Source organism: Leisingera sp. M658 (genome assembly GCF_025144145.1).
Lineage (GTDB): Bacteria > Pseudomonadota > Alphaproteobacteria > Rhodobacterales > Rhodobacteraceae > Leisingera.
In genome coordinates, this window is sequence record NZ_CP083546.1 from 3,218,350 (window position 1) to 3,244,270 (window position 25,921).

General features: G+C 61.2%; 20 protein-coding genes. 12 read left to right on the forward strand and 8 right to left on the reverse strand.

Going from position 1 to position 25,921, the window contains the following annotated elements; all coding sequences use genetic code 11:
- The first annotated feature begins 98 nt into the window (after positions 1 to 98).
- The 8 genes from lpdA to K3724_RS15925 all read left to right on the forward strand — a co-directional run bounded on the left by lpdA (position 99) and on the right by K3724_RS15925 (position 9,831).
- Entirely contained in the window at positions 99 to 1,481 is a 1,383-nt protein-coding gene (lpdA, locus tag K3724_RS15890; protein ID WP_259987029.1) for a dihydrolipoyl dehydrogenase, read from the forward strand.
- Between the two features lie 18 nt (positions 1,482 to 1,499).
- On the forward strand, positions 1,500 to 2,444 hold the full coding sequence (gene lipA, locus K3724_RS15895) for a lipoyl synthase (protein ID WP_259987040.1): 945 nt from the start codon (positions 1,500 to 1,502) through the stop codon (positions 2,442 to 2,444).
- A gap of 25 nt (positions 2,445 to 2,469) precedes the next feature.
- Entirely contained in the window at positions 2,470 to 3,840 is a 1,371-nt protein-coding gene (locus K3724_RS15900; protein WP_259987042.1) for a sodium:alanine symporter family protein, read from the forward strand.
- 71 nt (positions 3,841 to 3,911) lie between these two features.
- A complete protein-coding gene (locus tag K3724_RS15905) occupies positions 3,912 to 4,325 on the forward strand; it encodes a universal stress protein (RefSeq protein WP_134830447.1) in 414 nt (137 codons plus the stop codon).
- 23 nt (positions 4,326 to 4,348) lie between these two features.
- Positions 4,349 to 5,446 carry a glycine cleavage system aminomethyltransferase GcvT gene (gcvT, locus tag K3724_RS15910; protein ID WP_259987048.1) on the forward strand — a complete coding sequence of 366 codons (1,098 nt, stop codon included), beginning with the start codon at positions 4,349 to 4,351 and terminating at the stop codon, positions 5,444 to 5,446.
- 21 nt (positions 5,447 to 5,467) lie between these two features.
- The gene (gcvH, locus tag K3724_RS15915; protein ID WP_129371897.1) at positions 5,468 to 5,833 is read left to right on the forward strand and encodes a glycine cleavage system protein GcvH; all 366 of its coding nucleotides are present in this window, start codon (positions 5,468 to 5,470) and stop codon (positions 5,831 to 5,833) included.
- Positions 5,834 to 5,893: 60 nt separating this feature from the next.
- Positions 5,894 to 8,752 carry an aminomethyl-transferring glycine dehydrogenase gene (gene gcvP, locus K3724_RS15920; protein WP_259987051.1) on the forward strand — a complete coding sequence of 953 codons (2,859 nt, stop codon included), beginning with the start codon at positions 5,894 to 5,896 and terminating at the stop codon, positions 8,750 to 8,752.
- Between the two features lie 50 nt (positions 8,753 to 8,802).
- Complete coding sequence (locus K3724_RS15925) at positions 8,803 to 9,831, forward strand: GlxA family transcriptional regulator (RefSeq protein WP_259987053.1); 1,029 nt, start codon at positions 8,803 to 8,805, stop codon at positions 9,829 to 9,831.
- Positions 9,832 to 9,897: 66 nt separating this feature from the next.
- On the opposite strand, the gene K3724_RS15930 is transcribed toward K3724_RS15925, so the two are convergent.
- The 4 genes from K3724_RS15930 to K3724_RS15945 form a co-directional block, all read right to left on the reverse strand.
- A complete protein-coding gene (locus tag K3724_RS15930) occupies positions 9,898 to 11,184 on the reverse strand; it encodes an ABC transporter permease (RefSeq protein WP_259987054.1) in 1,287 nt (428 codons plus the stop codon).
- Positions 11,181 to 12,101: an ABC transporter permease gene (locus K3724_RS15935; RefSeq protein ID WP_259987056.1), complete on the reverse strand. Its 921-nt coding sequence runs from the start codon at positions 12,099 to 12,101 to the stop codon at positions 11,181 to 11,183. Before K3724_RS15935 ends, K3724_RS15930 begins: the two co-directional genes overlap by 4 nt.
- A 13-nt stretch (positions 12,102 to 12,114) precedes the next feature.
- Positions 12,115 to 13,227 (reverse strand): ABC transporter ATP-binding protein, encoded by a 1,113-nt coding sequence (locus K3724_RS15940; protein ID WP_259987058.1) that lies wholly within the window; start codon positions 13,225 to 13,227, stop codon positions 12,115 to 12,117.
- 169 nt (positions 13,228 to 13,396) lie between these two features.
- On the reverse strand, positions 13,397 to 14,521 hold the full coding sequence (locus K3724_RS15945) for an extracellular solute-binding protein (RefSeq protein WP_259987060.1): 1,125 nt from the start codon (positions 14,519 to 14,521) through the stop codon (positions 13,397 to 13,399).
- A gap of 430 nt (positions 14,522 to 14,951) precedes the next feature.
- Here K3724_RS15945 and K3724_RS15950 point away from each other — a divergent pair, with 430 nt between their 5' ends.
- Positions 14,952 to 15,926 carry a LysR family transcriptional regulator gene (locus K3724_RS15950; RefSeq protein ID WP_259987061.1) on the forward strand — a complete coding sequence of 325 codons (975 nt, stop codon included), beginning with the start codon at positions 14,952 to 14,954 and terminating at the stop codon, positions 15,924 to 15,926.
- 12 nt (positions 15,927 to 15,938) lie between these two features.
- On the opposite strand, the gene K3724_RS15955 is transcribed toward K3724_RS15950, so the two are convergent.
- Complete coding sequence (locus K3724_RS15955; RefSeq protein ID WP_259987070.1) at positions 15,939 to 17,456, reverse strand: trimethylamine methyltransferase family protein; 1,518 nt, start codon at positions 17,454 to 17,456, stop codon at positions 15,939 to 15,941.
- A gap of 187 nt (positions 17,457 to 17,643) precedes the next feature.
- Between K3724_RS15955 and K3724_RS15960 the strand changes: the two genes are divergently transcribed.
- Complete coding sequence (locus K3724_RS15960) at positions 17,644 to 20,079, forward strand: FAD-dependent oxidoreductase (RefSeq protein WP_259987072.1); 2,436 nt, start codon at positions 17,644 to 17,646, stop codon at positions 20,077 to 20,079.
- Positions 20,080 to 20,164: 85 nt separating this feature from the next.
- On the opposite strand, the gene K3724_RS15965 is transcribed toward K3724_RS15960, so the two are convergent.
- From K3724_RS15965 to K3724_RS15975, 3 genes are all read right to left on the reverse strand, one after another.
- Complete coding sequence (locus tag K3724_RS15965) at positions 20,165 to 21,430, reverse strand: ABC transporter permease (protein WP_259987074.1); 1,266 nt, start codon at positions 21,428 to 21,430, stop codon at positions 20,165 to 20,167.
- The gene (locus K3724_RS15970) at positions 21,427 to 22,233 is read right to left on the reverse strand and encodes a taurine ABC transporter ATP-binding protein (protein ID WP_134830455.1); all 807 of its coding nucleotides are present in this window, start codon (positions 22,231 to 22,233) and stop codon (positions 21,427 to 21,429) included. Before K3724_RS15970 ends, K3724_RS15965 begins: the two co-directional genes overlap by 4 nt.
- A 78-nt stretch (positions 22,234 to 22,311) precedes the next feature.
- A complete protein-coding gene (locus K3724_RS15975; protein ID WP_259987086.1) occupies positions 22,312 to 23,307 on the reverse strand; it encodes an ABC transporter substrate-binding protein in 996 nt (331 codons plus the stop codon).
- Between the two features lie 208 nt (positions 23,308 to 23,515).
- Here K3724_RS15975 and K3724_RS15980 point away from each other — a divergent pair, with 208 nt between their 5' ends.
- Together K3724_RS15980 and hisD are read left to right on the forward strand one after the other, a co-directional pair.
- Positions 23,516 to 24,487, forward strand: coding sequence for a LysR family transcriptional regulator (locus K3724_RS15980; RefSeq protein WP_259987088.1), 972 nt, complete (start codon positions 23,516 to 23,518; stop codon positions 24,485 to 24,487).
- A 153-nt stretch (positions 24,488 to 24,640) separates the two neighbouring features.
- A complete protein-coding gene (gene hisD / locus K3724_RS15985) occupies positions 24,641 to 25,918 on the forward strand; it encodes a histidinol dehydrogenase (RefSeq protein WP_259987091.1) in 1,278 nt (425 codons plus the stop codon).
- The last annotated feature ends 3 nt before the right edge of the window (positions 25,919 to 25,921 follow it).

The following is a 25,921-nucleotide window of genomic DNA, read 5'->3' on the forward strand; positions in this document are numbered from 1 at the left end:
TTTGTTTGCAAGAGGGAAAAAGTTTCCTATAGGAGACGAAACGTCGTATGCGGAAGCGTACGTGCCGGTCCTGAACCGCATTTCGGAGGAGAATCCACATGAGCGCATATGATCTGATTGTGATCGGGGCCGGGCCGGGCGGTTATGTCGCAGCAATCCGTGCTGCACAACTGGGTCTTAAGGTCGCCTGCGTCGAAGGCCGCGGGTCGCTGGGCGGCACCTGCCTTAATGTTGGCTGCATCCCCTCCAAAGCGCTGCTGACCTCCTCTGGCAAGTATGCCGAACTGTCCCATCTTGCTGCGCATGGCATTGCCGTTGAGGGCGCCAGCCTGGACCTGGGGGCGCTGATGGCGCGCAAGGACAAGATTGTCGGCGACCTGACCAAGGGCATCGCCTTCCTGTTCAAAAAGAACGGTGTCGACCATATCGAAGGCTGGGCCAGCATCCCCGCCCCCGGCCAGGTGCAGGTTGGCGGCGACACTTACACAGCAAAGAACATCCTGATTGCCACTGGTTCGGAACCCGCCGCCCTCCCCGGCGTGGACATCGACGAAGTGGACGTGCTGAGCAGCACTGGTGCACTGGCGCTTGAAGCCGCGCCAGAGCATCTGGTGGTGATCGGCGCCGGCGTGATCGGGCTTGAACTCGGTCAGGTCTGGTCACGCCTCGGATCCAAAGTGACAGTTGTGGAATACTTCGACCGTATCCTGCCCGGCATCGACGGCGAGATCGCCAAGCTGTCCCAGCGGGCGTTGAGCAAGCGCGGGCTGAAATTCCAGCTGGGCCGCGCGCTGAAGACCATTGAGAAGGGCGAAAACGGCCTGACCCTGACGCTGGACCGTGTCGGCAAGGACAAGGAAGAGCAGGTTGAGGCCGACAAGGTGCTGATCGCCATCGGCCGCCGCCCGGTGACCCGCGGTCTGGGTCTGGAAGACCTCGGTGTCTCGATCAACGCCCGCGGCTTTGTCGAGGTGGATGAAACGTTCCAGACCTCAGTGCCCGGCATCTTTGCAATCGGCGACTGCGTGCCCGGCCCGATGCTGGCCCACAAGGCTGAGGAAGACGGCGTTGCCTGCGTCGAAATCATCGCGGGCGAGCACGGCCATGTGGATTACAACACCGTCCCCGGCGTTGTGTACACCGATCCCGAAGTTGCCTCGGTCGGTCTGACCGAAGAGGCTTTGAAAGAGGCCGGCACCAACTACATCACAGGCAAGTTTGCCTTCATGGCCAACTCCCGCGCGCGCTCCACCGGCGAGACCGACGGCGCAGTCAAAGTGCTGGCCACGCCCGATGGCAAGATCCTGGGCGCACATATCTGCGGCGCGCATGGTGGTGATTTAATTGCCGAATTGGTGCTTGCGATGACAAAAGGTGCTACTATCGAGGAGGTTGCACGGACTTGCCATGCGCATCCTGCGATGGGTGAGGCGGTGAAAGAAGCCTGCCTTGATGCACTTGGCCGCGCCATCCACGCCTGATCCGGAGGGATATGCCAGATGACGATCCAGCTAAGACCCCGCCACCCGGAAAAGGCCCATAAGGCCGACAGCGCGATCCCGCGCAAACCGAAGTGGATCCGCAAGAAGAAGATCGAAAGCGCCGAGTACTATGAAACCCGCAAGCTGATGCGGGAGCATGATCTGGCAACCGTCTGCGAAGAGGCCGCCTGCCCCAATATCGGCGAATGCTGGTCCAAGCGCCACGCCACCATGATGATCATGGGTGAGGTCTGTACCCGCGGCTGCTCGTTCTGCAATGTGACCACCGGCAGGCCGGACACGCTGGACGCGTTTGAGCCGGGCCGGGTGGCGGCGGCCGTCAAAAAACTGGGCCTGCGCCATGTGGTGATCACCTCAGTTGACCGGGATGATCTGGCCGACGGCGGCGCTGAACATATCGCCCAGACCATCCGTGCTACCCGCCATCAGAACCCGGGCACTACAATCGAGGTCCTGACACCGGATTTCCTGGGCAAGGGTGAAGCGGCGGATGCGGTCTTTGAAGCAGCGCCTGATGTGTTCAACCACAACCTGGAAACCGTACCGCGCCTCTACCCGCGCGTCCGTCCCGGTGCGCGCTACTATACCTCGCTGCGGCTGCTGGACGACGCCAAACGCGCCAACCCGCAGCTGTTCACCAAGTCGGGCATCATGGTCGGCCTTGGCGAGACACTGGACGATGTGCGCCAGGTGATGGATGATCTGCGTGCGGCACAGGTCGATTTCCTGACCGTGGGCCAGTACCTGCAGCCAACCCCCAAGCATCACCCGATCGACCGCTTCTGGTCGCCGGAAGAATTCGCGCAGCTGGAACAGATTGCCCGGTCCAAGGGCTTTCTTCACGTGTCGGCCACGCCGCTGACCCGTTCCTCGTTCCACGCGGATGAAGACTTTGCCGCCCTGAAAGAGGCCCGTCAGATGGCCTTGGCGAAGGGCATTTAACCAAGACGTTATCGGGAGGAGACCCATGGAAGCGTTAAGTAATGCAGTAGGCTGGATCAACGGGATTGTTTGGGGGCCGCTTATGCTGGTTCTCATTCTGGGCGTTGGCTTTTTCCTGCAGGTCGGCCTGAAATTCATGCCGATCCTCAAACTGGGCATGGGCTTCAGCCTGCTGTTCAAAGGCCGTGAAGCAAGCGGTGAAGGCCAGATCAGCCCGTTCAACGCGCTGATGACTTCGCTGTCGGCCACAATCGGCACCGGCAACATTGCCGGTGTTGCGACCGCCGTTTTCCTGGGCGGTCCCGGTGCTTTGTTCTGGATGTGGATGACCGCTCTGGTCGGCATGGCCACCAAATACGCCGAAGCTGTTCTGGCGGTGAAATACCGTGAGCAGGACGAGCTGGGCAACTACGTCGGCGGCCCGATGTACTACATCAAGAACGGCCTTGGCGCAAAATGGGCCTGGCTTGGCGGTGCGTTTGCGCTGTTTGGCGCCATCGCAGCCTTCGGCATCGGCAACGGTGTGCAGGCCAATGGCGTGGCACAGGTTCTGGACTCGAACTTTGGCGTGAACACCTCGGTGACCGGCGTGATCCTGATGGTTCTGACCGCAGCCGTGATCCTGGGCGGCATCACCCGTATCGGTGCTGTGGCTGGTAAACTGGTGCCTTTCATGGCCGTCAGCTACATCATCGCCGGCCTGCTGGTTCTGCTGATCAATGCAGGCGCTATCGGCGACGCGCTGAGCCTGGTCTTCACCCATGCCTTCACCCCCTCTGCTGCCGAAGGCGGTTTTGCTGGTGCGGCGGTTTGGGCGGCGATCCGCTTTGGTGTGGCCCGCGGCGTGTTCTCGAACGAAGCCGGTCTGGGCTCTGCCCCGATTGCGCATGCTGCAGCCTCGACTGCCGGCCCAGTGAACCAGGGTCTGGTTGCCATGCTCGGCACCTTCATCGACACCATCATCGTTTGCTCGATCACCGGTCTGGCGATCATCGCATCCGGTGCCTGGACATCCGGTGAATCCGGTGCGGCGCTGACCTCGCTGGCCTTTGAGACCTCCCTGCCCGGAATTGGCGGAGCATTGATCGCAGTTGCCCTGTCGATCTTTGCCTTCACCACCATCCTCGGCTGGTCTTTTTACGGCGAGAAATGCGTGGGCTTCTTCTTTGGCGCCAAAGCACTGATGCCCTACCGCGTGCTGTGGATTGTTGCGATTTACTTTGGCGCAACTGCGGACCTCGGTTTTGTCTGGCTGCTGGCGGATACGCTGAACGCCATGATGGCCATTCCGAACCTGATCGCCCTGGCCCTGCTGAGCCCGATCGTCTTCAAACTGACGAAAGCGTTCTTTGCCTCGGGCGGCGCGTCCGAAGGCACTGGCACAGCCGCCAAGTAACCGACCTCCTTGGGGGGCTGTAGCGGCCCCCCAGCCCCTTGCACTCATTTTACCACCTGAGGTGATGACAGATGGCCACGAAAATCCTGCTGACACTTGATCACAACGATGACCGGTCCTGGAAAAAGGCGCTTCCGCTTGCTCTGGAGCAGGCCAAGTTCTACGGCGCGGAGCTGCACGCTGTTTCGGTCATCCCCGAAATCATCCAACTGCCCAACCTGCCCGCCAACTATGGCGCAGGCGCCAAGGACCATGTGCGCAAGGCCGTGCAGGCGATCCTAGACAACGCCAGCGCTTCCGATGTGCCGGTGCATATCGAAGAAGGCAGCGTTTACCGTGAAATTCTCAAGCTTGCCCACAAAGAAGGCTTTGACATGATCGTCATGGCCTCGGCCAAGGGCGACTTCCCGAACTATGAAATCGGCCCGAACCTGGCTCGTGTGGTGCGCAACGCGCATTGCACCGTTATGGTTGTCCGCGACTGATCCCGCTTGAAAGGCTCAAGACTATGACCGATGCACCCAAACGCACCCCGCTTTATGACCTGCACGTCGAGCTTGGCGGCAAGATCGTCGATTTCGCCGGCTGGGAAATGCCGGTTCAGTACCCCATGGGCATCATGGGTGAGCACAAACAGTGCCGCGAGAAGGCCGCGCTGTTTGATGTCTCCCACATGGGTCAGGTGATCCTGCGCGGCGACAATGTGGGCGAGAAGCTGGAAACGCTCTGCCCGCAGGCTTTTGCCACTTTGAAAGAGGGCAAAGCGCGCTACGGCTTCTTCACCAATGATGATGGCGGCATCATGGACGACCTGATCGTCTCCAATGCCGGTGACCACTACTTTGTCGTGGTGAACGCCGCCCTGCGCCACCAGGACATCCCGCATATGCAGGCCAACCTGGACGGCATTGAGGTAACAGAGATCTTCGACCGCGCGCTAGTTGCCGTCCAAGGCCCCAAGGCCGAGGACGTGGTGGGCGAACTGTGCCCCGCTGCCCGCGATCTGAAGTTCATGGAAACCGCCATCGCCGATATCGGCGGCGTCGAATGCCGCATCTCGCGCCTCGGCTACACCGGTGAAGACGGCTACGAGATTTCGATCCCCGAAGCAGACGCCATCCGTGTGTCCAAACTGTTCCTGGCCCACGACGACTGCGAACCTGCAGGCCTGGGCGCCCGCGACAGCCTGCGCCTTGAGGCCGGCCTTTGCCTTTATGGCAACGACATCGACCAGTCCACCTCCCCGATCGAGGCCTCGCTGAACTGGGCCATCCAAAAGCGCCGCCGCGAAGAAGGCGGCTTTCCCGGTGCGGCCCGCATCCAGAAAGAACTGGCCGAAGGCACGGCCAAAAAGCTGGTCGGCATCAAGCCCGAAGGCCGGGCACCGGCCCGCCAAGGCGTGGAAGTCCAGAGCGAAGGCGGTGATACCCTTGGTGCCATCACCTCGGGCAGCTTCGGCCCCACCGTCGGCGGCCCGGTTGCCATGGGCTATGTTGCGGCAGATCATAGCGCAGCAGGCACCAAGGTGAACCTCATCATCCGCGGCAAGGCACAGCCGGCTGAGATCGTCGCCCTGCCCTTCGTCACACAGAACTACAAACGCTAAGACATCATCAGGAGAGTCAAAATGGCCACCTATTATTCCGAAGACCATGAATGGATCACCGTTGAAGGCGATGTGGCAACCCTGGGCATCACCCAGCACGCCGCCGATCAGCTGGGCGAAGTCGTCTTTGTCGAGCAGCGTGAAACCGGAGACGAGTTCGAAAAAGGCGGCGAAATCGGTGTGATCGAGTCGGTGAAAGCAGCCTCCGAAATCTACGCGCCGCTGGACGGTGAAGTGGTCGAGGTGAACGAAACCCTGGCCGACAACCCCGGCGCTCTGAACGAAAGCCCGGAAGGCGACGCCTGGATTTACAAGATCAAACTGTCGGATGCGTCCCAGCTGGACGATCTGATGGATCTGGACGGCTACAAAGCCCTGATCGGTTAAGCACCCCCTCCCCGCCGGCACCCCCGGCGGGGTCCATTGCCCCAGACAAGGACCTATGAAATGGCCTTCAAACTTACCGATTACGAAGCCTATGACTTCGCCAACCGGCGCCACATCGGCCCGTCTCCGCAAGAGATGGCCGACATGCTGCAGGTGATCGGCTTCAAAACCCTGGACGAGCTGATCGACGCCACTGTGCCGCCCGCCATCCGCCAGAAAGAGGCGCTGGACTGGGGCCCGGCAATGACCGAGCGCGACGCCCTCTTCCACATGAAAGAGATCGCCTCTAAAAACAAGGTTCTGACCACACTGATCGGCCAGGGCTATTATGGCACCACCACTCCGGCGCCGATCCTGCGCAACATCCTGGAAAACCCGGCCTGGTACACCGCCTATACCCCCTACCAGCCGGAAATCTCCCAGGGCCGTCTCGAGGCGCTCTTGAACTTCCAGACCATGGTCAGCGACCTGACCGGCCTGGACATCGCCAACGCCTCGCTGCTGGACGAAGCCACCGCCGCCGCCGAAGCCATGTCGATGGCACACCGCGGTTCGCGCTCCAAGGCCAACAACGCCGCCTTCTTCGTCGACAAGAACTGCCACCCGCAGACCGTCGCCGTGATCCAAACCCGCGCCGAGCCTCTGGGCATCGACGTGGTGGTTGCTGACCCCGATGATCTGGATCCCGGCGCAGTCTTTGGCGCCATCTTCCAGTATCCCGGCACCTACGGCCATGTGCGCGATTTCACATCGGAAATCGAAGCCATCCACGAGCACAAGGGCATCGCCGTTGTCGCCGCCGACATTCTGTCGCTGGCGCTGCTGAAATCGCCCGGTGAAATGGGTGCGGATATCGCCATCGGCTCGACCCAGCGTTTTGGCGTTCCGATGGGCTACGGCGGCCCGCACGCGGCCTATATGGCGACCACCGACAAGCTGAAGCGCGCCATGCCCGGCCGCATTATTGGTGTGTCCGTCGACGCCCGCGGCAACAAGGCCTACCGCCTGGCGCTGCAAACCCGCGAACAGCACATCCGCCGCGAAAAAGCCAACTCCAACGTCTGTACCGCACAGGCGCTGCTGGCCGTCATCGCGTCGATGTATGCAGTCTATCACGGTCCCGACGGCATCAAGGCGATTGCCCAGTCGGTGCACCGCAAGACCTCGCGCCTGGCCGCCGGCCTGGAGGAGAACGGTTTCAAGGTGGAACCGGAAGTCTTCTTCGATACCATCACCGTCGACGTTGGCCCGCTGCAGAAAACCGTCATGGAAGCGGCTGTCGCCCGCGGCGTGAACCTGCGCAAAGTGGGTGAAGACCGCATCGGCATTTCGCTGGACGAACAGACCCGCGCCGGGACCATCGAAGCCGTCTGGGCAGCCTTTGGCATCGACAAGAAAGACGATAGCGTCGCAAACCGCGCCTACCGCCTGCCCGATTATGCGCTGCGCGAAAGCGAGTATCTGACTCACCCGATCTTCCACAAGAACCGGGCCGAAGCAGAAATCACCCGCTACATGCGCCGTCTGGCCGACCGCGACCTGGCGCTGGACCGTGCGATGATCCCGCTGGGTTCTTGCACCATGAAGCTCAATGCGACCATCGAGATGATCCCGGTCACTTGGCCGGAATTCGGCAACCTGCACCCCTTCTGCCCCGAAGATCAGGCGCAGGGCTATCATCAGATGATCGACGATCTGAACGACAAACTGTGCCAGATCACCGGCTATGATGCGATCTCCCAGCAGCCGAACTCCGGTGCGCAGGGCGAATATGCGGGTCTTCTGACCATCCGCAGCTACCACGCGTCGCGCGGCGAAGCGCACCGCAACATCTGCCTGATCCCGACCTCCGCACACGGCACCAACCCGGCGTCGGCACAGATGGTGGGCTACAAGGTGATCCCGGTCAAAGCGGACGACAGCGGCAACATCGATGTCGCCGACTTCCGTGCCAAGGCCGAGCAGCACAGCGACAATCTCGCGGCTTGCATGATCACCTACCCGTCGACCCACGGTGTGTTCGAGGAAACCGTGCAGGAGGTCTGCCAGATCACCCATGATCACGGCGGCCAGGTCTATATCGACGGCGCCAACATGAACGCCATGGTGGGCCTGGCCCAGCCGGGCAAAATCGGCGGCGACGTTTCGCACCTGAACCTGCACAAGACCTTCTGCATTCCGCACGGCGGCGGCGGCCCCGGCATGGGTCCGATCGGCGTCAAGGCGCACCTGACCGAGCACCTGCCAGGCCACCCGGAATACGGCACTGCCGTAGGGCCGGTTTCGGCGGCTCCGTTCGGTTCGCCCTCGATCCTGCCGGTCAGCTGGGCCTATTGCCTGCTGATGGGCGGTTCGGGCCTGACCCAGGCGACCAAGGTTGCGATCCTGAACGCCAACTACATCGCAGCGCGCCTCAAGGATGCATATAAGATCCTCTACACCTCGGAAACGGGCCGTGTGGCGCATGAGTGCATCCTGGACACCCGCCCGCTGGATGAGGAAGGCCACGTCACCGTGGACGATATCGCCAAGCGTCTGGTCGACTCGGGCTTCCACGCCCCGACCATGTCCTGGCCGGTGGCGGGCACGCTGATGGTAGAGCCGACTGAATCCGAGCCCAAGGACGAGCTAGACCGCTTCTGCGAGGCCATGCTGTCGATCCGCTCGGAGGCGCAGGACATCATCGACGGCAAGATCGATCCCGAAAACAACCCGCTGAAGCACGCGCCGCACACGGTGCGCGATCTGGTGGGTGAATGGGACCGTCCCTACAGCCGCGAACAGGCCTGTTTCCCTCCGGGCAACCTTGGTGTCGACAAATACTGGCCGGCTGTGAACCGGGTGGACAACGCCTATGGCGACCGCCACCTGATCTGCACCTGCCCGCCGATGTCGGACTACGAAGAAAACGAAGCCTGATCTTTTCAGGCTCCGTGCCCTGCCGGCCCCGCCCGGCAGGGCACCCCCGCATGACCCGCTCAGAGGAGAGAATGATGTTCCGTCTCGAACCGCTGACCGTGCCAGCTTTCCAGCGCTCTGCTGACAGCGCGGCACACGCCCGCTTCCACGACGTCGAAATCATCCTGCCGCAGTCAGAACCCCCTGCCGCGGCGCAAATGATTTGCGAAGTTTTCCGCGCCGCCAATGATCTGTTTCCCGACAGCGGATACCGAACAGCCGTGCGCAACCTCAGCTCGCAAATGCGCGCCGTGCCCGCGGGGTGGAAACCGCAGACGGTCATCTTCCTCGGTGGTATCTCCAGCCGCTGGCCGCTGAACTCAGGTGAAAAGGCCAGCCTGCAGCGGATCTGCCGCCAGGCCCAACGCTGCCTGTTTGCCGGCAGTGCCATCTTTCTGCTGGCCGAGTCCGGTCTGCAGGCGGCATTCGAGACTGCCGTGCATTCGAATTTCGCTGCCGCCGCAGAGGAAGAGCAGCTGACCTGCGCCCCGGCAGGCACGCTGACAACTGCCGCCGGACGCATCAACACTGCCGTCAGCAGTTTTGCCGCCCTGCGCCTGCTGGCCGGTTTCCTGCGCGCCGACCGCGGACCGTTCATCGCCGATGCGGTCTGTGATTACCTCGGCCTGGCCTTTGGCCCGGCATCGGAACAGTCAAAAATATCGCTGCAACTGCGCCAGACCGCCGGCGGCGACGCGCTGATTGTCAAGATCCTTGACCTGATGCAACAGAACCTGGAAGAGCCGCTTTTGATCCGCGATATAGCCCAGCAGGCCGGCGTCTCTCCGCGCAAGCTGGAGCGCCGTTTTCAGCAAAAGACCCGCACCAGCCCGCTGGCTGCCTATCGCAAGCTGCGGATTGAGAAGGCCCGCCAGCTGCTGCTGCACACCACCCTGCCGCTGGCCGAGATTGTCGCCGCCACCGGATTTGGCTCGCGCAGCAACCTCACCGAATGGTTCAAGCGGGAATACAAGACCAGCCCGCAGGCCTTCCGCAAACAATACTACGCAGACAGCCACCCGGCAGGTTCCGCCGCCTGAAGACAAACTGGGTCATTCATGAAAAAAGGCGGCCCCAAGGCCGCCTTTTGTTTGTTTGGAGCCGGTTCAGTTATCTGATCCGCTTTCCTCGCCGTCGTTGGAGAGGGCACCGGGGTCAAAAACATTGCCGAAACCGGAGCTGTTGCCCTGCGGCTCCTGCTCTGCCTCCGCGCCATCCTCTTCATCCCCCGATAGGCTGCCCGGCGCAAAGACGCCGCCAAAGCCGGAGTTGTTGCCACCTGAAGGCGCAGTTTGTGCAGGGGCTTCGCCCTGCTGCTCTTGCTGCTGCTGACGGCGCAGATCCCGCTGGCGGCGCAGCTCCTGGATGCGTTCCTGGGCTTCCAGCTGCTTCTGCTCCTGAACGTTCGCGATACATTGCGCCGGACTGTAGACCGTCGCGGTGCCGACCACCGCCACCGTCGCGCAGGCCACTATCACCAGCCCCACCGCTGCAACATTGGAGCTGAGGAAACCCGGCAGCCGCAGCTTGCCGCTTTCCAGTTCCTCGACCGTGGCCTGTTTGCGCGCAGCCGCCACCAGTTCGCGGCGGCGGATGCCGGCCTCGTTGAACAGCGCCGCAATCACCGTCAGCACCACGATGATAAAGGCCAGCGCCGAGATCGCCGGGGTGATGCCATAGCGCACTTTCTGCGCCAGCTCGATGGTCAGCGTCGGGTATTCGCCGAAGGTGAAGGTGGTGGTGTTGTAGTTCTCGAAACTGGCCAGGAACGCCAGCACCGCGGCCGAAGCGATGGCAGGCCGCATGAACGGCAGCAGCACCTTGCGGAAAGCCTGGGCATGGGTGGCGCCCAGATCCAGTGCTGCCTCGGTCAGCGCGATATCATAACGCTGCAGGCGCGCCACCAAGACCAGCATGCAGTAACTGGCGATAAAGGTGGACTGGCCGATGATGGTCAGGAACAGACCGTTCGACAGCCAGCTGTCCGCGCCCAGTCCCAGCATCCGGTTGATCCGGTCCCAGAACACCAGGGTCGAGATGCCAATGACCACGCCGGGGATCAGGATCGGCGCGATGATGATGGTGTAATAGGTCGCGCGCAGTTTCGGCCAGATCTGGGTCAGCATCAGCGCCCCTGCCAGCCCCATCGACACCGACAGCACAATCGTGCCCGCCCCCACCAGGACCGAGTTCCAGATCCCGTTCAGGATCCGCTCGTCCTGGAACAGAGCCGAGAACCACTCGAACGTCAGGCATTCCCAAGGGGTCATCCGCGGGAACGAAGGCGAGTTGAATGCGGTCGCCGACATGATCACCAGCGGGCCAAGCAGATAGGCAAAAAAGATCGCCAGATAGACCCAAAGGCTTACGCGCATAAAGGAGAAGTTCTTCATTTGCCGATATCCCCCATGTTCACCTTGAACAGGCGCATGATCGCCAAAACAAGCAGGATACAGGTGACCAGCAGCACCACCGCATAAGCGGCGCCCTGCGGCCAGTCGGAGTTGTCGTTGAACTGCTGATAGATCAGCTGGGTGAACCACAGGGAAGACGGTCCGCCAAGGATCTGCGGCGCCGCCAAAGCACCGGCGGACAGCATGAATACCATGGTGCAGCCCGAGGAAATGCCCGGCTTGGCGTAAGGAATGACCACCCGCTGATGAATCTTGGCCCAGCTGGCGCCCATGTCCCGCGCCGCCTCGATCTGGTTGCGGTCGAGGCTTTCGATCACGTTGTAGATCGGGAAGATCATCAAGAGGATGTAGGCATAGCCCAGACCCGCATAAAGCGCGATGTCATTGCGGATAAAGTCAAACGGAGTGTCGAAAACCCCCAGCCCCACCAAAAAGTTGTTGAGGACCCCGGTCTCGCCGAAGATGATGCGCAGCGCAAAGGCCCGCAGGATCTCGTTGATCCAGTAGGGGATGATCAGCATCAGCGCGAAGATGCGGATGTGATTGCCTTTGGTCTGGGCCAGATAATAGGCGATCGGGTAGCACAGGATCAGGTTGAAGATGGTGACGCAGACCGCTGCCACCAGGGTACGGAAAAACACATTGAGGTCGACGGCGTTGTAGCTTTGGCTGCCGCCCTCCGGTCCGAACACCAGATATTTGTAGTTCTCAACCGTATAGACGTCCTTGGGGCCGCCGATCTCTGGCGGCGGCAGGTTGGGACGGAAGGAAAAGTCGAGCATCGACAGCTGCGGCAGGATGATCAGGCCGATGGTCCAGAACAGGACCAGGCCCAGCATCAGGCTGCCCATGCCGACACCGTTGCGTTTAAAGAACTCCCTCAGGAAGCTTGGCATAGCGTGGGCCTCCTCATTCTGCGGCCAGCTCACCAGCCGGAACACAGACGGCGTTTTTCGTCTCGTATTCCAGGGTGATATTCTGGCCGGTGTGGTCATCAAAAGACTGGCCCAGATTGGGGATCGAGACCTTCAGCTCCTTACCGCCGTCGCCTTCCATGAAGATGTTGAAGCTATTGCCCTCAAACTCCTCGTGGTTGACGCGCGCAGTCACGAAATGGTCGCCCGCCGCGCCCTCGGGCGCCAGCGCAAAGGCCTCGGGACGGATGAACATCATCGCCTCGTCGCCTTCTTTCATGCGGCCCTGGTTGGCGGTGGAAACCCGCGCCACCAGATCGCCTGACCGGTTGGTGGCGATCAGGGCCTCGTCGCCCATCACCCGCTTCACCTTGCCGCGGAAGACGTTGTTTTCGCCCACGAAAGACGCCGCAAAGGCGGTGGCCGGATCGTTATAGATGGTTTTGCCATCACCGATCTGGTCAATCACCCCCGCCTTCATAACCGCGATATTGTCGGACATGGTCAGCGCCTCGCCCTGGTCGTGGGTGATGTAGATAAAGGTGATGCCGACCCGTTGCTGAATCTCGCGCAGCTCGGTGCGCATGTGCTGGCGCAACTTGAGGTCAAGCGCCGACAGCGGTTCATCAAGCAGCAGCACATCCGGTTCGGCGCACAAGGCGCGCGCAATCGCCACCCGCTGACGCTGGCCGCCAGACAATTCGGAGGGCAGTTTGTCGCCCTGGCCCGGCAGCGCGATCATATCCAACAGCTCATCCGCGCGCTTGCGCCGTTCCCTGGCCGAGGCGCCCTTGATCTCCATGGAAAACGTGATGTTTTCCCAGACCTTCATCAGCGGGAACAGCGCCAGGTTCTGAAAGATCAGCGCAGTCGGGCGCTTGTTCGGCCCGATCCCCTTCATGTTATTGCCGCCAATCAGCACCCGGCCATCGCTTGGCTCAAGAAAGCCTGAGACCGCCCGCAGGATGGTGGTTTTGCCGCAGCCCGAGGGCCCCAGGAAGGAGAAGAAATCCCCTCCATTGATGTTCACATTGGCATCGCGCACGGCAACAAAGTCACCGAAACGGATCCAAAGATTCTCGAGATCAACGCCGACCCCAGCACTCATTTGGCTTCTCCCCAGGGTGCAGATCCCCATTCCGGTGGCGCTCCACCGGCCCCGCAAGACCTGCTTCCCTTGTATTATTGTTGATTGCGCCGTTCCGGCTGGCTGCCAGCGGCACGAAACCGGCCCCCGGGATAGATCTCCCGGAGGCCCGCATGATCAGGCGCTTCGCTTAGGCGCTTTTGAACTTGTTGACGAACTCGGTCCGCACATCCGCATACCACGGCGCCTCGGCCGGCCATGGGTTCAGATTGGCCAGCGAGTTGCCCGGATAGGCTTCGGCAAAGTTCTTCTTGTAGACATCGCCCGAGTGGCTGTCGGCGCCCAGAACCGGCGAGTTGTAGCCATGGCTGTCGATTGCCTTGCCTGCCGGCTCTTGCTCGTAAGCGTAAGAGACAAAGGCATAAACCTGCTCTTCGTTCTTGGCGCCAACCGGCATCGAGATGCCGTCAACCCAAGCCATCGAGCCTTCGACCGGTGCCTGATAGTGCACAGGTTCGCCAGCGGACTTAAGCGCCAGCGGCGGGCCGTCCCAAGTCTGACCGACCACAACGCCCTCGTTCAACAGGCCGTTCTTCTGGGTGTCCGCATCGTTCCAGATCAGTTTGATCCGGTTCTTGCGCGCCACGCACCAGTCGGTGACCTGGCCCCAGACCTTGCGCATGGTTTCCTCGTCGTCATAGGCCGCCCAGATTGAACCCGGCTCCATCTCGCCCGAGGCTTCCATGTAAAGACCCGCGCCCAGCATCATCGAATGCGCCCGGCCCATGGTCTTGCCGGCATTTTCTTCCGACCAGACGTCGCCATAAGACGGCGCGTCACCCGCCGGCAGCCATTTGTCAGTGCGGTATGCAATGCCCTCGGTGCCCCAGATATGCGGCAGCCAATGCACGCCCGAACCGCCAAAGTTCCAGGCGTCGGTGCCGATCTTGGCCATCGCCGGGTTCACCGCGTCAATGTTGACTTTGTTCATGTCGAACGGCTTCAGCAGTTCCAGCGGCCCCCACTGCAGCGAGCGGTTGTTGGTCGGTGAAACGATGTCAAAGCCTTGGCCTTTGGTGGCCTTCATCTTGTTGATGATTTCTTCGTTGGAACCGATACCGGTGTAATTCACCTTGATGCCGGTCTTGGCCTCGAAACCCGAAATGAACTCCGGCGGCAGATAGTCCGACCACATCAGAATGTTCACTTCGCCGGAAGACGCCAGCGCGCTTTTTGAGTAAAGCGGCGCTGCCAGTGCCGCAGCACCTGCGCTTTTGAGCACCGTGCGGCGGCTGATTGAAGTCTTTGCTGTCATATCCAGTTATCTCCCTTTGGACTGTTGTTTGTTGTTCTTATTGTTTCAACCGTGAAACCTTGCGGAGTCATGCGCCCCGCCTACAGTGACAGTTTCCAAAACTGATAAGGCCAGAACTTTCGCAATCCGGCTTTGCATAACGCCAGTTTCGGTGCAGTTAAATATCCTCCACGACAATGCATCGGCTGAAAAACCATCGCTGTGGCTGCAGTGTGCGCCCGTCGGCGCGAGGCGTCAATGTTCATAAACCCTTTACAAGGCAGCGGCATTTTCCGCGCGGGCGCACGAAGCAGCTGCGCAAGGAGCGGATTGCCAGCGTAACGGCCCAACCGCTCCGGCCCGGCTATGGTGTCCAGCTTATTGGCAAGAATTGGCGGAAATCTGAAAAACGCCTCATGACGCAGCCGCGGAATTGTGGGAGACATATTCGATGCCCAGCCACTCCACCCGCAAAGATCTGAGCCTGAAAGGGCTGGAACTGTTCCAGATCACGGCCCGCAAAGGGTCTTTGCAGGAAGTCTCCGAGGAGACCGGCCTGTCGGTCAGCACCATCTCGCACCATCTGCGCAATCTTGAGGATCATCTGGGTGTGGAGCTGTTCAACCACAGCCGCCGCCCCATGGTTCTGACACCCAAAGGCCAGGTTTTCCTGCGCAGCATCGGCGATGCGCTGCACACGATCCGCAAGGCCAAGGCCGAGGCTTCGGCCGGAAACATTTCCGAGGCCAGCTATCTTCGGCTTGGCACGATCGAGGATTTTGACAGCGACATCATCCCTGAACTGGCCGTATACCTGTCGACCAGCATGCCGCGCTGCGATTTCATGTATCAGACCGATTCCAGCCATGCGATCCTGGCCATGCTGCGCGACCGGCAGCTGGATCTGGGCATCACCACCACCCCGTCTGAGCGATTGCGCGATCTTCAAGACAGGCCGCTGCTGCGCGATCCCTTTGTTGCGGTGCTGCCCAAATCAGACGAACCCATGCTGCAGGAGGTTATCGAAGGCCGCAGCACGCTGCCCTTCCTGCGCTTTGCCAGCAACCAGATCATTTCCCGCCAGATCGAAACACAGTTGCGGCGGCTGGGCCTGTCGCTGCCGCACCGGTTCGAATGCGCCAGCAATCAGACACTGATGGCCATGGTGGCAGCGGGTGCCGGCTGGACGATCACCACGCCGTTGCTGTTTTCCCGCGCCAAGCTGTTCCAGCCCAAGCTGAGCATGGTCGCTTTTCCGGGCAAAAGCTTCTCGCGCACTTTGGCCATCGTTTCGACGCCGGATTGCTCGCGCTCGATCCTTGATCTGGTCGACAACCGGATGCGCACGCTGATTGCCGACCACGCGATAAAACCGTTCCAGCAAAGCGCGCCCTGGCTTGCGGACAGTTTCACCCTGATCTCTTGACCGCCCGGCCTCTTAATAGATCTTGAACCGCGCCCGGATCTCCCGGTCCTGCTCTGAAGTCAGATACACGGGCTGATGGGTCCGCAGAATTTCCTGCGCCCGCAACCGTGCCTGTGTCCAGGCATCCAACCCGCCCTTTTCCGCCCAGGTGCGCGGCTCGTCCCGGTCCGCTATCACCGGGTAGAAATAATCCCGCTCCATCGCCGCCAAAGTATGCTGACCGCCCAGGAAATGCCCCTCGCCCAGCACCGCCGCGCAGATCGCCTCGAACCCAAGGTTTTCCTCGCTCACCTCAATCCCGCGCAGGGCACGGTAGGTGTGGGAATGCATCTCGTCATCCAGCACGAAACCTTCAAAACTTACCCCCAGAAGCGACGCCGTCATGCCCGAGCTTTCATAGATCAGATTGCCCCCGGCCAGCGCTGCCGCCAGCGATGTCAGCCCCTTTTCAGCCCCGTATTGCGCGTCAATCGCTTTGGCGTCGGTCATTGAGCAAGCCACGCCCGAGGGCAGCCCCAGCCAGTTCGACAGCTGCGCCGAGGCCGCATTCAGCACCGCTGTCTCGCCGCTGCCGCCAGAGAACGCGCCTGTGCGCAGGTCAATCACCAAAGGCCAGTTGGAGAACACCATCGGGAAACCCGGCTGGATCGCGTGGACCATTACCAGGCTGGCCAGGGTCTCGGCCAGCGACTGCGCGAGAAATCCCGCCAATGTAGCAGGCGCCGTTGCCCCCGCCTGGGCCGCAGTTATGCAGGAAATTGGAATGTTGTGCCTGATGCATTCATAGACAACGTCCACCGCATCCTCGCCATAACGCATAGGAGAGATGACCGGGCTGATATGCGCCTTGACGAAGGGGCGTTTGGAGAACTCCCCCGGACCGCCTGCAGCGATATCCAGCATCTTCACAATCGGTGCCACATGCTCTGCCAGCGTAAACGACGTCGCCACCGGTTTGGTGGTGTTCTTCAGCAGCGCATAGACCGTGTTCACGTCCAGATCGTAGGTGTCCGGCACATCTGTCGCCACGCAGCAGCGGGTGAACCAGCTGACATTGGCCAGCGTGTCCTGCAGCCGGGTAAAGTCATGCAGGTCAGCCAGGGTCGAAGGCCGGTACACCCCGCTTTCCATATCCAGCGTCTGTACTGCCGCGCCGCCGGTGCCGAAATGCACCGCATTGCCGCCCACTGTGATTGAACGGCTGTCATCGCGCCCGTGCAGAACAAAGGTTTTGGCAGCCTGGTCAATCGCCTGTTCCACCAGTTGCGGCGGGAACAATACCCGCCCGGCACCGTTGTCCTGCGCCCCTGCCGCCAGCAGATCGGCGTGCAGCCGGGGCGGAACTTCCCCCATGCCAAGCTTGGCCAGCAATTCCAGTGCTGTGGAGTAAACCCGTTCCAGTTCCTCAGGCGTCAGCGGCTTATAGGCTCCGCCGATCTGGCCCGGCGGACAGGGATCCACGGCAGGCTTTGCCGCCCTCAGCGCCAAACGCTCCCGGCGCCCGCCCCGTTTGGCTCGCTGCTCTGCCATTATTGTGACCTCCTGAGGTAAATCTTGCTCCAATGATCCCGCCACAGCCGCAGGCTGGCAATCACCGGATCAATATTCCCAATTCATTCAATAAAGTTTTCTAATTTTTGATAATTAATCGCCCCTGCATTGCAGCCTGCGCTGACTGGGCGCTTAGTCATGCAAAATCCATCGGGAGGTCCCTTTCATGAAATCGCGCACCAAGGTTGTGGTGATCGGCGGCGGCATCGCAGGCTGCTCCACCCTCTACCACCTCACTCAGGAAGGCTGGAGCGACGTCGTTCTTGTCGAACGCAACGAACTAACCAGCGGCACCACTTGGCATTCAGCGGCCCAGGTCACGAATTTCGGCATGAACCAGACCATGGTCGGCCTCAAGACCCACTCGATCAACCTGTACAAGGAACTGGCTGAAGACCCGGATTACCCGATCAACTACCACCACGGCGACGGCGGTATCCGCCTGGCTAATACCGAAGCACAGATGCAGGGCTACCGCCACTTTACCTCCATGGCGCGCGGTATGGAGGTGGCGTTCGAGGTGATCGACGCCGAGGAATGCGCCCGCCGCCATCCGCTGATCTCCACCGATAACCTGATCGGCGGCTTGTGGGACCCGCTGGACGGCGATATTGACCCGGCCCAGCTGTGCCAGGCGCTGGCGCGGCGCGCCCGCAAGGCCGGCGCCGAGGTCTACCGCAACACGCCGGTGACCGCCCTCACCCAGCACCAGGACGACACCTGGACGGTGCATACAGAACACGGCGATATCGATTGCGACATCGTGGTGAACGCCTGCGGCTACCGGGTGAACGAGGTCGGCGCCATGATGGGCGTGCACCACCCCGTCGCCTCGATGGAGCACCAGTATTTCCTGACCGAGGAGATCCCCGCGATCAAGGACGCAGGCCACCGGATGCCGCTGTTGCGCTGCCCGATCAGCGATTACTATTGCCGCCAGGAAAAGAACGGCCTGCTGGTAGGTTTCTACGAACAGGACTGCAAAACCTGGGGTATGGACGGAATCGATCCGAATTTCGTGAACGCACTCTGCCCCGATGATCTGGACCGGGTCACGGATGTGCTGGAAGGCGCATTTGCCCGGATGCCTGCGCTGATGGACACCGGCATTCACACCGTGGTCAACGGTCCGATCACCTATACCATCGACGGGGCGCCTTTGGTCGGCCCGATCCCAGGCAAGCGCAACGCGTTCTGCATCATCGGGTTGCGGGCGGGCCTGGGCGAAGGCGGCGGCCACGGCTGGCTTTTGGCACAGCAGATCGTGCATGGCGAGGCGCAGTACGACACCTGGTGCATTGATCCCCGCCGCTTCACCGGCCACACCAATGTCGAGCTGACCGCGCTGAAGGCGATCGAAGACTACCAGAACGAATTCCGCTTCCACTTCCCGCATGAGCACCGCCCGGCGGGCCGCCCAGCCAAAACCACACCGCTGACTCCGGTGATGGCGGCCGAAGGCGCCGAGTTCACCGTGGTGAACGGCTGGGAGCGGGTCGACTACATCAAGCCAGCACCAGACTTCCATCCTTCGCTGTCCTTCAACTTCGACGAAGCCTTCGAGGTGATCGCGGCGGAAGTAAGGAACGTTCAGGACAACGCCGGCCTGGCCGAGGTCAACGGCTTCAACCGGTTTGAGATCACCGGCGCCGACCGGCACAGCTACCTTGACCGGATGTTCTGCGGCACAGTGACGAAACGCGCGGGCCGAGTCGGGCTTGGCTACCTGCTGAACCACCACGGCATGATCAAGGGCGAAGCCACAGTGGCCAACCTCCCCGCCTCGGACCGCGGGCCGGAGCGGGTCTGGTACGGCTCGGCGGCGGCCAGCGAATACCATGACATGGACTGGCTGCAGGCGCACATCCGCAGCGATGAAGACGTGCAGATCCGTTCTCTCACCAACGACCAGACCATCCTGGTCCTGGCCGGCCCCCGGGCGCGGGACGTGCTCTCAGCCTGCGCCCGGGGCGACTGGTCGCGTGACGCCTTCCCTTGGCTGTCGGTGCGCGAATGTTTCATCGGCTTTGCCCCTGCCACGGTGATGGGCGTCAGCTTCTCGGGCGAGCTGGCCTATGAAATCCACGTCCCCAACGCCTCGCTCTATGCCGCCTACCTGGCGCTGCGGAAGGCGGGCGAGGCACACGGCCTGAAGCTGTTTGGCGCCCGCGCAGTCGAGTCGATGCGAATGGAGAAGGGATTCCTGCACTGGAAAGCCGACCTGATCACCGAATTCGACCCGTTTGAAACCGGGTTGGACCGTTTCGTGAAGATGGAAAAAGGCGGTTTCATCGGCAAGGAGGCGTTGCTGAGGCGTCAAGCCGAAGGGCTGCGCAAGAAGCTGGTAACGCTGCAGATCGACGCCACCCACGCCCCGGCCCATGGCGGCGCCTCGCTGATGCAAGGTGACAAGGTCGTGGGCACCGTGACGTCCGGCGATTGGGGCCACCGGGTGGGCATGAACCTGGCCTATGCCTTTGTGGACCCGAAACTGGCAACGGAAGGCCGCAAAATACAACTCGACATGTACGGCGACCTGGTGGGGGCAAGGGTCATCGCCCCCTCCCCCTATGACCCGGACTTTGCCCGCATCCGCGGATAACGCATCGCCCGCCGCCACACCCGAACAAAAAGACGCCCGGGGGAAATCCCCGGGCGTCTTTTTTTTTGCGCGGCACGGCACAGGTTCAGCTGCGGCCCTTCCACGGCACCAGCCAGTTCTCGGCCATACGCATCAGAATGTCGATGCCATAGCCGATGATGCCAATCAGCACGATCCCCATGATTACAATATCCGTCAGCTGGAATTTGGACGCAGCAATGATCATCATGCCTGCACCCTTTTGCGCAGCCACCAGTTCGGCGGCCACAACGGTGCCCCAGCAAACGCCCATCGCCACCCGCGCGCCGGTAAAGATCTCCGGCAGCGAGTTCGGCACGATCACATGACGCATGATCTGCCACTTGGAGGCACCCAGCGAATAGGCCGCGTGGATTTTCGAGATGTTCACCCCGGAAACCCCGGCCCGCGCCGCAATCGTCATGATCCAGAGTGCAGCCAGGAACAGCAGCACGATCTTGCCGGTTTCCCAGATGCCGAACCAGATGATCACCAGCGGGATCAGCGCCAAGGGCGGCACCGGGCGCATGAACTCGACAATCGGGTCGAACCAGCCGCGGAACCAGCCGGACAGGCCCATGGCATAGCCTAGCGGAATGCCGACAATCGCCCCGGTCACAAAACCCACGATCACCCGTGTCAGCGACCAGCCCAAATGCTGCCACAACGAAAAGTTCTGATAGCCTTCCGAGGCAATCTCAAAGAACCGCGCCACCACCGTTTCCGGCGCCGGCAGCCAGATCGGGTTCATCTGCAACCCGCTATGCGGGGCAAAACTGATCGCCCCTTTGCCGGTCAGCGTCACCGTGCCGTCGCCAGCGTCCACTTGTGTTCCGGGGCCGATGGGTTTGCCATTGATGGCGACGATCTTTGCGCCTTCCTTGCGCTTGACCTCGTCATTACGGTCAAAAATCAGAGTGGTGGAGCGCCCGGCCTGTGCCGCCAGGGCATCGTTCTTGGCAAAACCATCGCCCGGCTCCACCTCAAACTTGGGGCTTTCCTCGCCGAACCCGGCCACCCTGACCGTGATGTCTGCGTCATCAGTAGCCCCGTCGGCATTCTCCAAAGTGTAGGTGAATGCGGTTTCGCCGGTGAAGGGCCCCGGCACGTGAATGGGAAGCAGCTTGGAGCCGGTAAAGGCCGCCCAGATCACAAAGATCACAAGGACCGAGATGATCGAGGCCGCCCGGTCCGGCGTCACGGCACTTTCATCACCAAACGTTACCGTTTTCAAACTAGTGAAATCCTGCTGCGACTGCATCCCCTTGCGGATCAGCTGAACCAAAAAGAAAGCACCGGCAAACAGCGCGATATAGAACAGAAGGACCGTCATGCCACTTGCTCCGTCCGGCCCATGATCTCCTCTTCCATCTCCCAGATCATCGAGAGGATCTCATCGCGGGTCTCGGCAAAGCCTTCGGATTTCTTGACATCGCGCAGATCGGCATTCACCCCGCGTTCCGCAAAAGGCAGCTGGTATTCGCGGTGAATGCGGCCGGGGCGCGGCGCCATCACGATCAGACGCTCGCCCAGCAGCAGTGCTTCCTCCACCGAGTGGGTGATCAAAATGATGGTCTTGCCGGTCTCTTTCCACAGCTTCAGCACCAGGCCTTGCATCTTCTCCCGCGTCAGCGCATCCAGCGCGCCAAGCGGTTCGTCCATCAGGATCACGTCCGGCTCATTGGCCAGGCAGCGGGCCAAGGCAACACGCTGCTGCATGCCGCCCGACAGCTCATAGACCGCCTTTTCCTTGAAATCCTGCAGGCCGACGATATCCAGCAGCCGGTCAGATATCTTTTCCCGTTCCGCCCGCGCCATGCCTTTCATGCGCGGCCCGAATTCCACGTTGTCGCGCACGTTCATCCATTCAAACAGCGCGCCTTTCTGGAACACCATGCCGCGTTCGGCATCCGGCCCGGTGACACCATGGCCGTTCAGTTCAATCGCGCCTTCCGTCGGGGCCAGAAACCCGGCCAGAATGTTCAAGAGCGTGGTCTTGCCGCAGCCCGAAGGCCCCAGCACCGACATCAGCTCACCCGCCTTCAAATTCAACGAAACGTCTTTCAGCGCCTGTACCGAACTGCCATTGGGCAGATCAAAACGCATAGAGACACCTTTGATGTCCAATCCTGACATCTCTCCCCCTTCCTGCTTCAGCCGCGGATGCAAACGGCCCGGTAACCGGGCCGCTCATCTCAGCTATTCAGTTGCGGCTCAGTTCAGCGCAGCGTCCAGCGGTGCGCTGTCGACGGCGCCGTCATAGGACTCCAGCGCCGCTTCGATGCTGCCCGCATTCACAAACACATCCGCCACGCCCTTCATGAAGTTTTGAGCGCCGCCGCCCAGCCATTTTTCGGACAGCTGATCCTCTACCGAGGGGAAGTTGAAGGTGGCTATTGTGGCCTCGGCATCGCCCAAGTCCATACCGGCATCCTTGGCAATCACCGGCAGCATCTCGTCCTTGTGATCCCCTGAGTTCCACATGGCGTTGGCGTCTGCCGTCACTTTCAGGAATTTACTCAGCAGTTCGCTGTCCTCAGCGATGAACCCCGCCGGTGCGCTGGTTACATCAAACACCAGAATTCCCAGTTCTTCTTTCTCGGCGCCGGTCAGCAGCACATTGCCATGCTCCACCATCCGCCGCAACGCGCCGCCCCAACCGCAGACCATGTCCAGGTTGCCCTGGGCAAAAGCTGCAGCACCGTCCGCGGGCGCCATATCGACGACCTCCATCGAGCCGATATCAACACCGAAATGCGACATCTGCGACAGGAAGTTGTAATGCGCAGCGGTGCCGATCGGCACGCCCACTTTCTTGCCGGCCAGCTCACCAGCGCTGGTCTTGTCGATCTCCAGCGCCTCAGCCACCACGCAATTGTCGTTGTCGGAATAGCTGACGGCCACATCCACAATCTGAATGTCCTGCCCGGCGGACGTTGCTACAACAAATGGCGGCACGCCCTGGCTCACGGCAATCTGCACATCGCCGGACGCCATCGCCGCCGACATTGCGGTGCCGGTGTCGAACGACACCCAGTTGATCTTGACGCCCAGTTCCTCCTCATAGGTGCCATTGGCCTTGGCAAACTGGAAAGGCATTGGCCATTCCAGGAAATAGGCCACGGTGATCTCATCCAAATGAGAGGCATTCACGGCAGAGATGGAGGCAGCGGCGGCGCAGATTGTTGAAAGCAGATACTTTTTGATCATATTGATAAGGTCTCCCAGTTAATTCGCCGGGCCCGTTCGTTGCGGGCCTCATGGCTTTGATTTTTACACGGCAAACCATATCCGGGAAGCCGCTTCACTATAGCAGAAAATTACTCTTGCGACTAAAGCAAAACTTAGATTTGATTTTTACGGATATATTGGCGCAAACCTGTGGATAGCATATGCAAAGCGCAAGGGAGGACGGCATATGCAAAAGACGCTGAGTCTACGCTGGCTGGAAGTGTTCCAGCTGATCTCCAAATCGGGATCAATACAGAAGGCCGCCGCGGAAACCGGCCTGTCGATCAGCACCGTGTCCAATCACCTGCGCAGCCTGGAAAGCGCGCTTGGTGTTGATCTGGTGGACCACACCCGCCGTCCAATGGGGTTGACGCCTGCAGGCGTGGTCTATGCCCGCTACGTATTTGACGGGCTGATGACTCTCAAACGCGGCGAGGCGGAAATCCGCTCCGGCAGCTGGCAGCATGCCACCGACCTGCGGATGGCCTTGCTCGACGATTTCGATAACGAGGTCGGCCCGGAACTGTTTCAGTTCCTGTCTACCGCGCTGCCGCGCTGCAGCTTCCGCCACTACACCCGGCCCAGCCACGAGATCATTGAAAAGCTGCAGGAGCAGAAACTGGACGCCGGCGTCGCCACCCGCCCGGCCGGGCTGCTGCCGGATCTGATCGAATACCCGCTGATGCGCGATCCCTTTATTCTGGTGGTGCCCACCGGGTATTCCGGCAGCGTCGAAGACCTGACCAAAGCCGATGCGTCTCTGCCCTTCCTGCGTTATTCCCGCGATCACACCATCGGCAAACAGATCGAAACCCAGCTGACCCGGCTCAAGATCTCTCTTCCCAACCGGTTTGAGCTGGAGTGCAACCAGTCGATTGTCGGTCTGGTCTCCGAGGGCAGCGGCTGGACCATCACCACCGCTGCCAGTTACCACCGCGCCCAGCGCTTTCACGGCAAGGTCAAGGTTGTGCGCTTCCCCGGTAAGAGCTTTGCCCGCACGGTGTCGCTGTTCACTACCAGCGTCTATCCTGCGGCCACTTCGCAACTGATCCACCAGGCCTTGCAGAAATCCCTGCGCCACCATTTTACAGATCCTATCAGCGCACGCTTCCCCTGGCTGGCCGAGGAATTCCGCACCCTCCCTGCAAAAGGGAATTAGGCTGTCCGGCAATTAGAAACAAACATTCGTGTTTTTCGAAACCTGCAAGCCGCAGCTTGACCGAGCGGCCGGCACGGCGCTGTTTTAGGCGCAACCCGCGCCGTGCTGCCCCGGCATATCCGGCGGCCCTCCAATGGAAATGAGCTGACCCCAATGGCAATCACCTACCTCAAGCAGGCCCAGCCCCGCCCCGCTGCCGAAAACAGCGGTATCCGCGATACAGTCGCCGGGATGCTGGCCAATATCGAACGTGAAGGCGAAGACGCGGTGCGCCGCTACGCGGAAAAGCTGGATGGCTGGACCGGCCCCATTGTGGTAACCGGCGCCCAGCGCCGCGCGGCCTGCAATCGGGTTTCACAGCAGATGAAAGAGGACATCCAGTTCGCCCATGCCAACGTCCGCCGCTTTGCCGAAGCGCAGAAGGCCACCATGGGCGAATGCGAGGTAGAGATTATTCCAGGTCTGATCGCGGGCCAGAAGCAGATCCCGGTTTCCAGTGCCGGCTGCTATGTTCCGGGCGGCCGCTACAGCCATATCGCCAGCGCCCTGATGACCATCACCACCGCCAAGGTGGCCGGAGTCCCCCACATCACGGCGGTTTCGCCAACCCGCCCCGGCACCGGCATTCCCGATGCGATCCTTTATGCAATGGACCTTAGTGGCGCTGATCTGATCCTGAACCTGGGCGGCGTGCAGGGTATCGCAGCAATGGCCCAGGGTCTGTTCGGCGCCCAGCCCGCCGACATTCTGGTCGGCCCCGGCAATTCTTATGTGGCCGAGGCCAAGCGGATGCTGTTCGGCGAGGTCGGCATCGACATGTTTGCAGGCCCTACCGATTCATTGGTGATTGCGGACCACACCGCTGACATGGAAACCGTCGCCTGGGATCTGGTCAGCCAGGCCGAACATGGCGCCGACAGCCCGGTCTGGCTGGTCAGCACCGATGAGGCCCTGGCCAAGGGTGTCATGGCCCGGGTGCAAGCGCTGATCGACAAATTGCCTGAACCCAATCTCTCCGCCGCGCACCGCGCCTGGCACGAACGCGCCGAGGTGGTTCTGTGCGACAGCCGCGAAGAGGCCGCGCAGGTGGCCGACCGCTACGCCCCCGAGCATCTGCAAGTGCAGGCGGAAGGTCTTGGCTGGTGGCTGGACCGCCTGTCGGCCTATGGCTCATTGTTCCTGGGCAAGGAGACCACGGTGTCCTTTGGCGACAAGACCTCAGGCCCCAACCACGTGCTGCCGACCAGCGGTGCCGCGCGTTATACCGGCGGGCTGTCGGTGCACAAGTTCACCAAGACGGTGACTTGGCAGCGCTGCAACGCTGCCGCCTCGCATGAGCTGGCCCAGCGCACCGCCCGCATCAGCCGGATGGAAGGCATGGAGGGCCATGCCATCGCCGCCGAACTGCGGCTGCTGCCGGAAACGGTCTGAAGT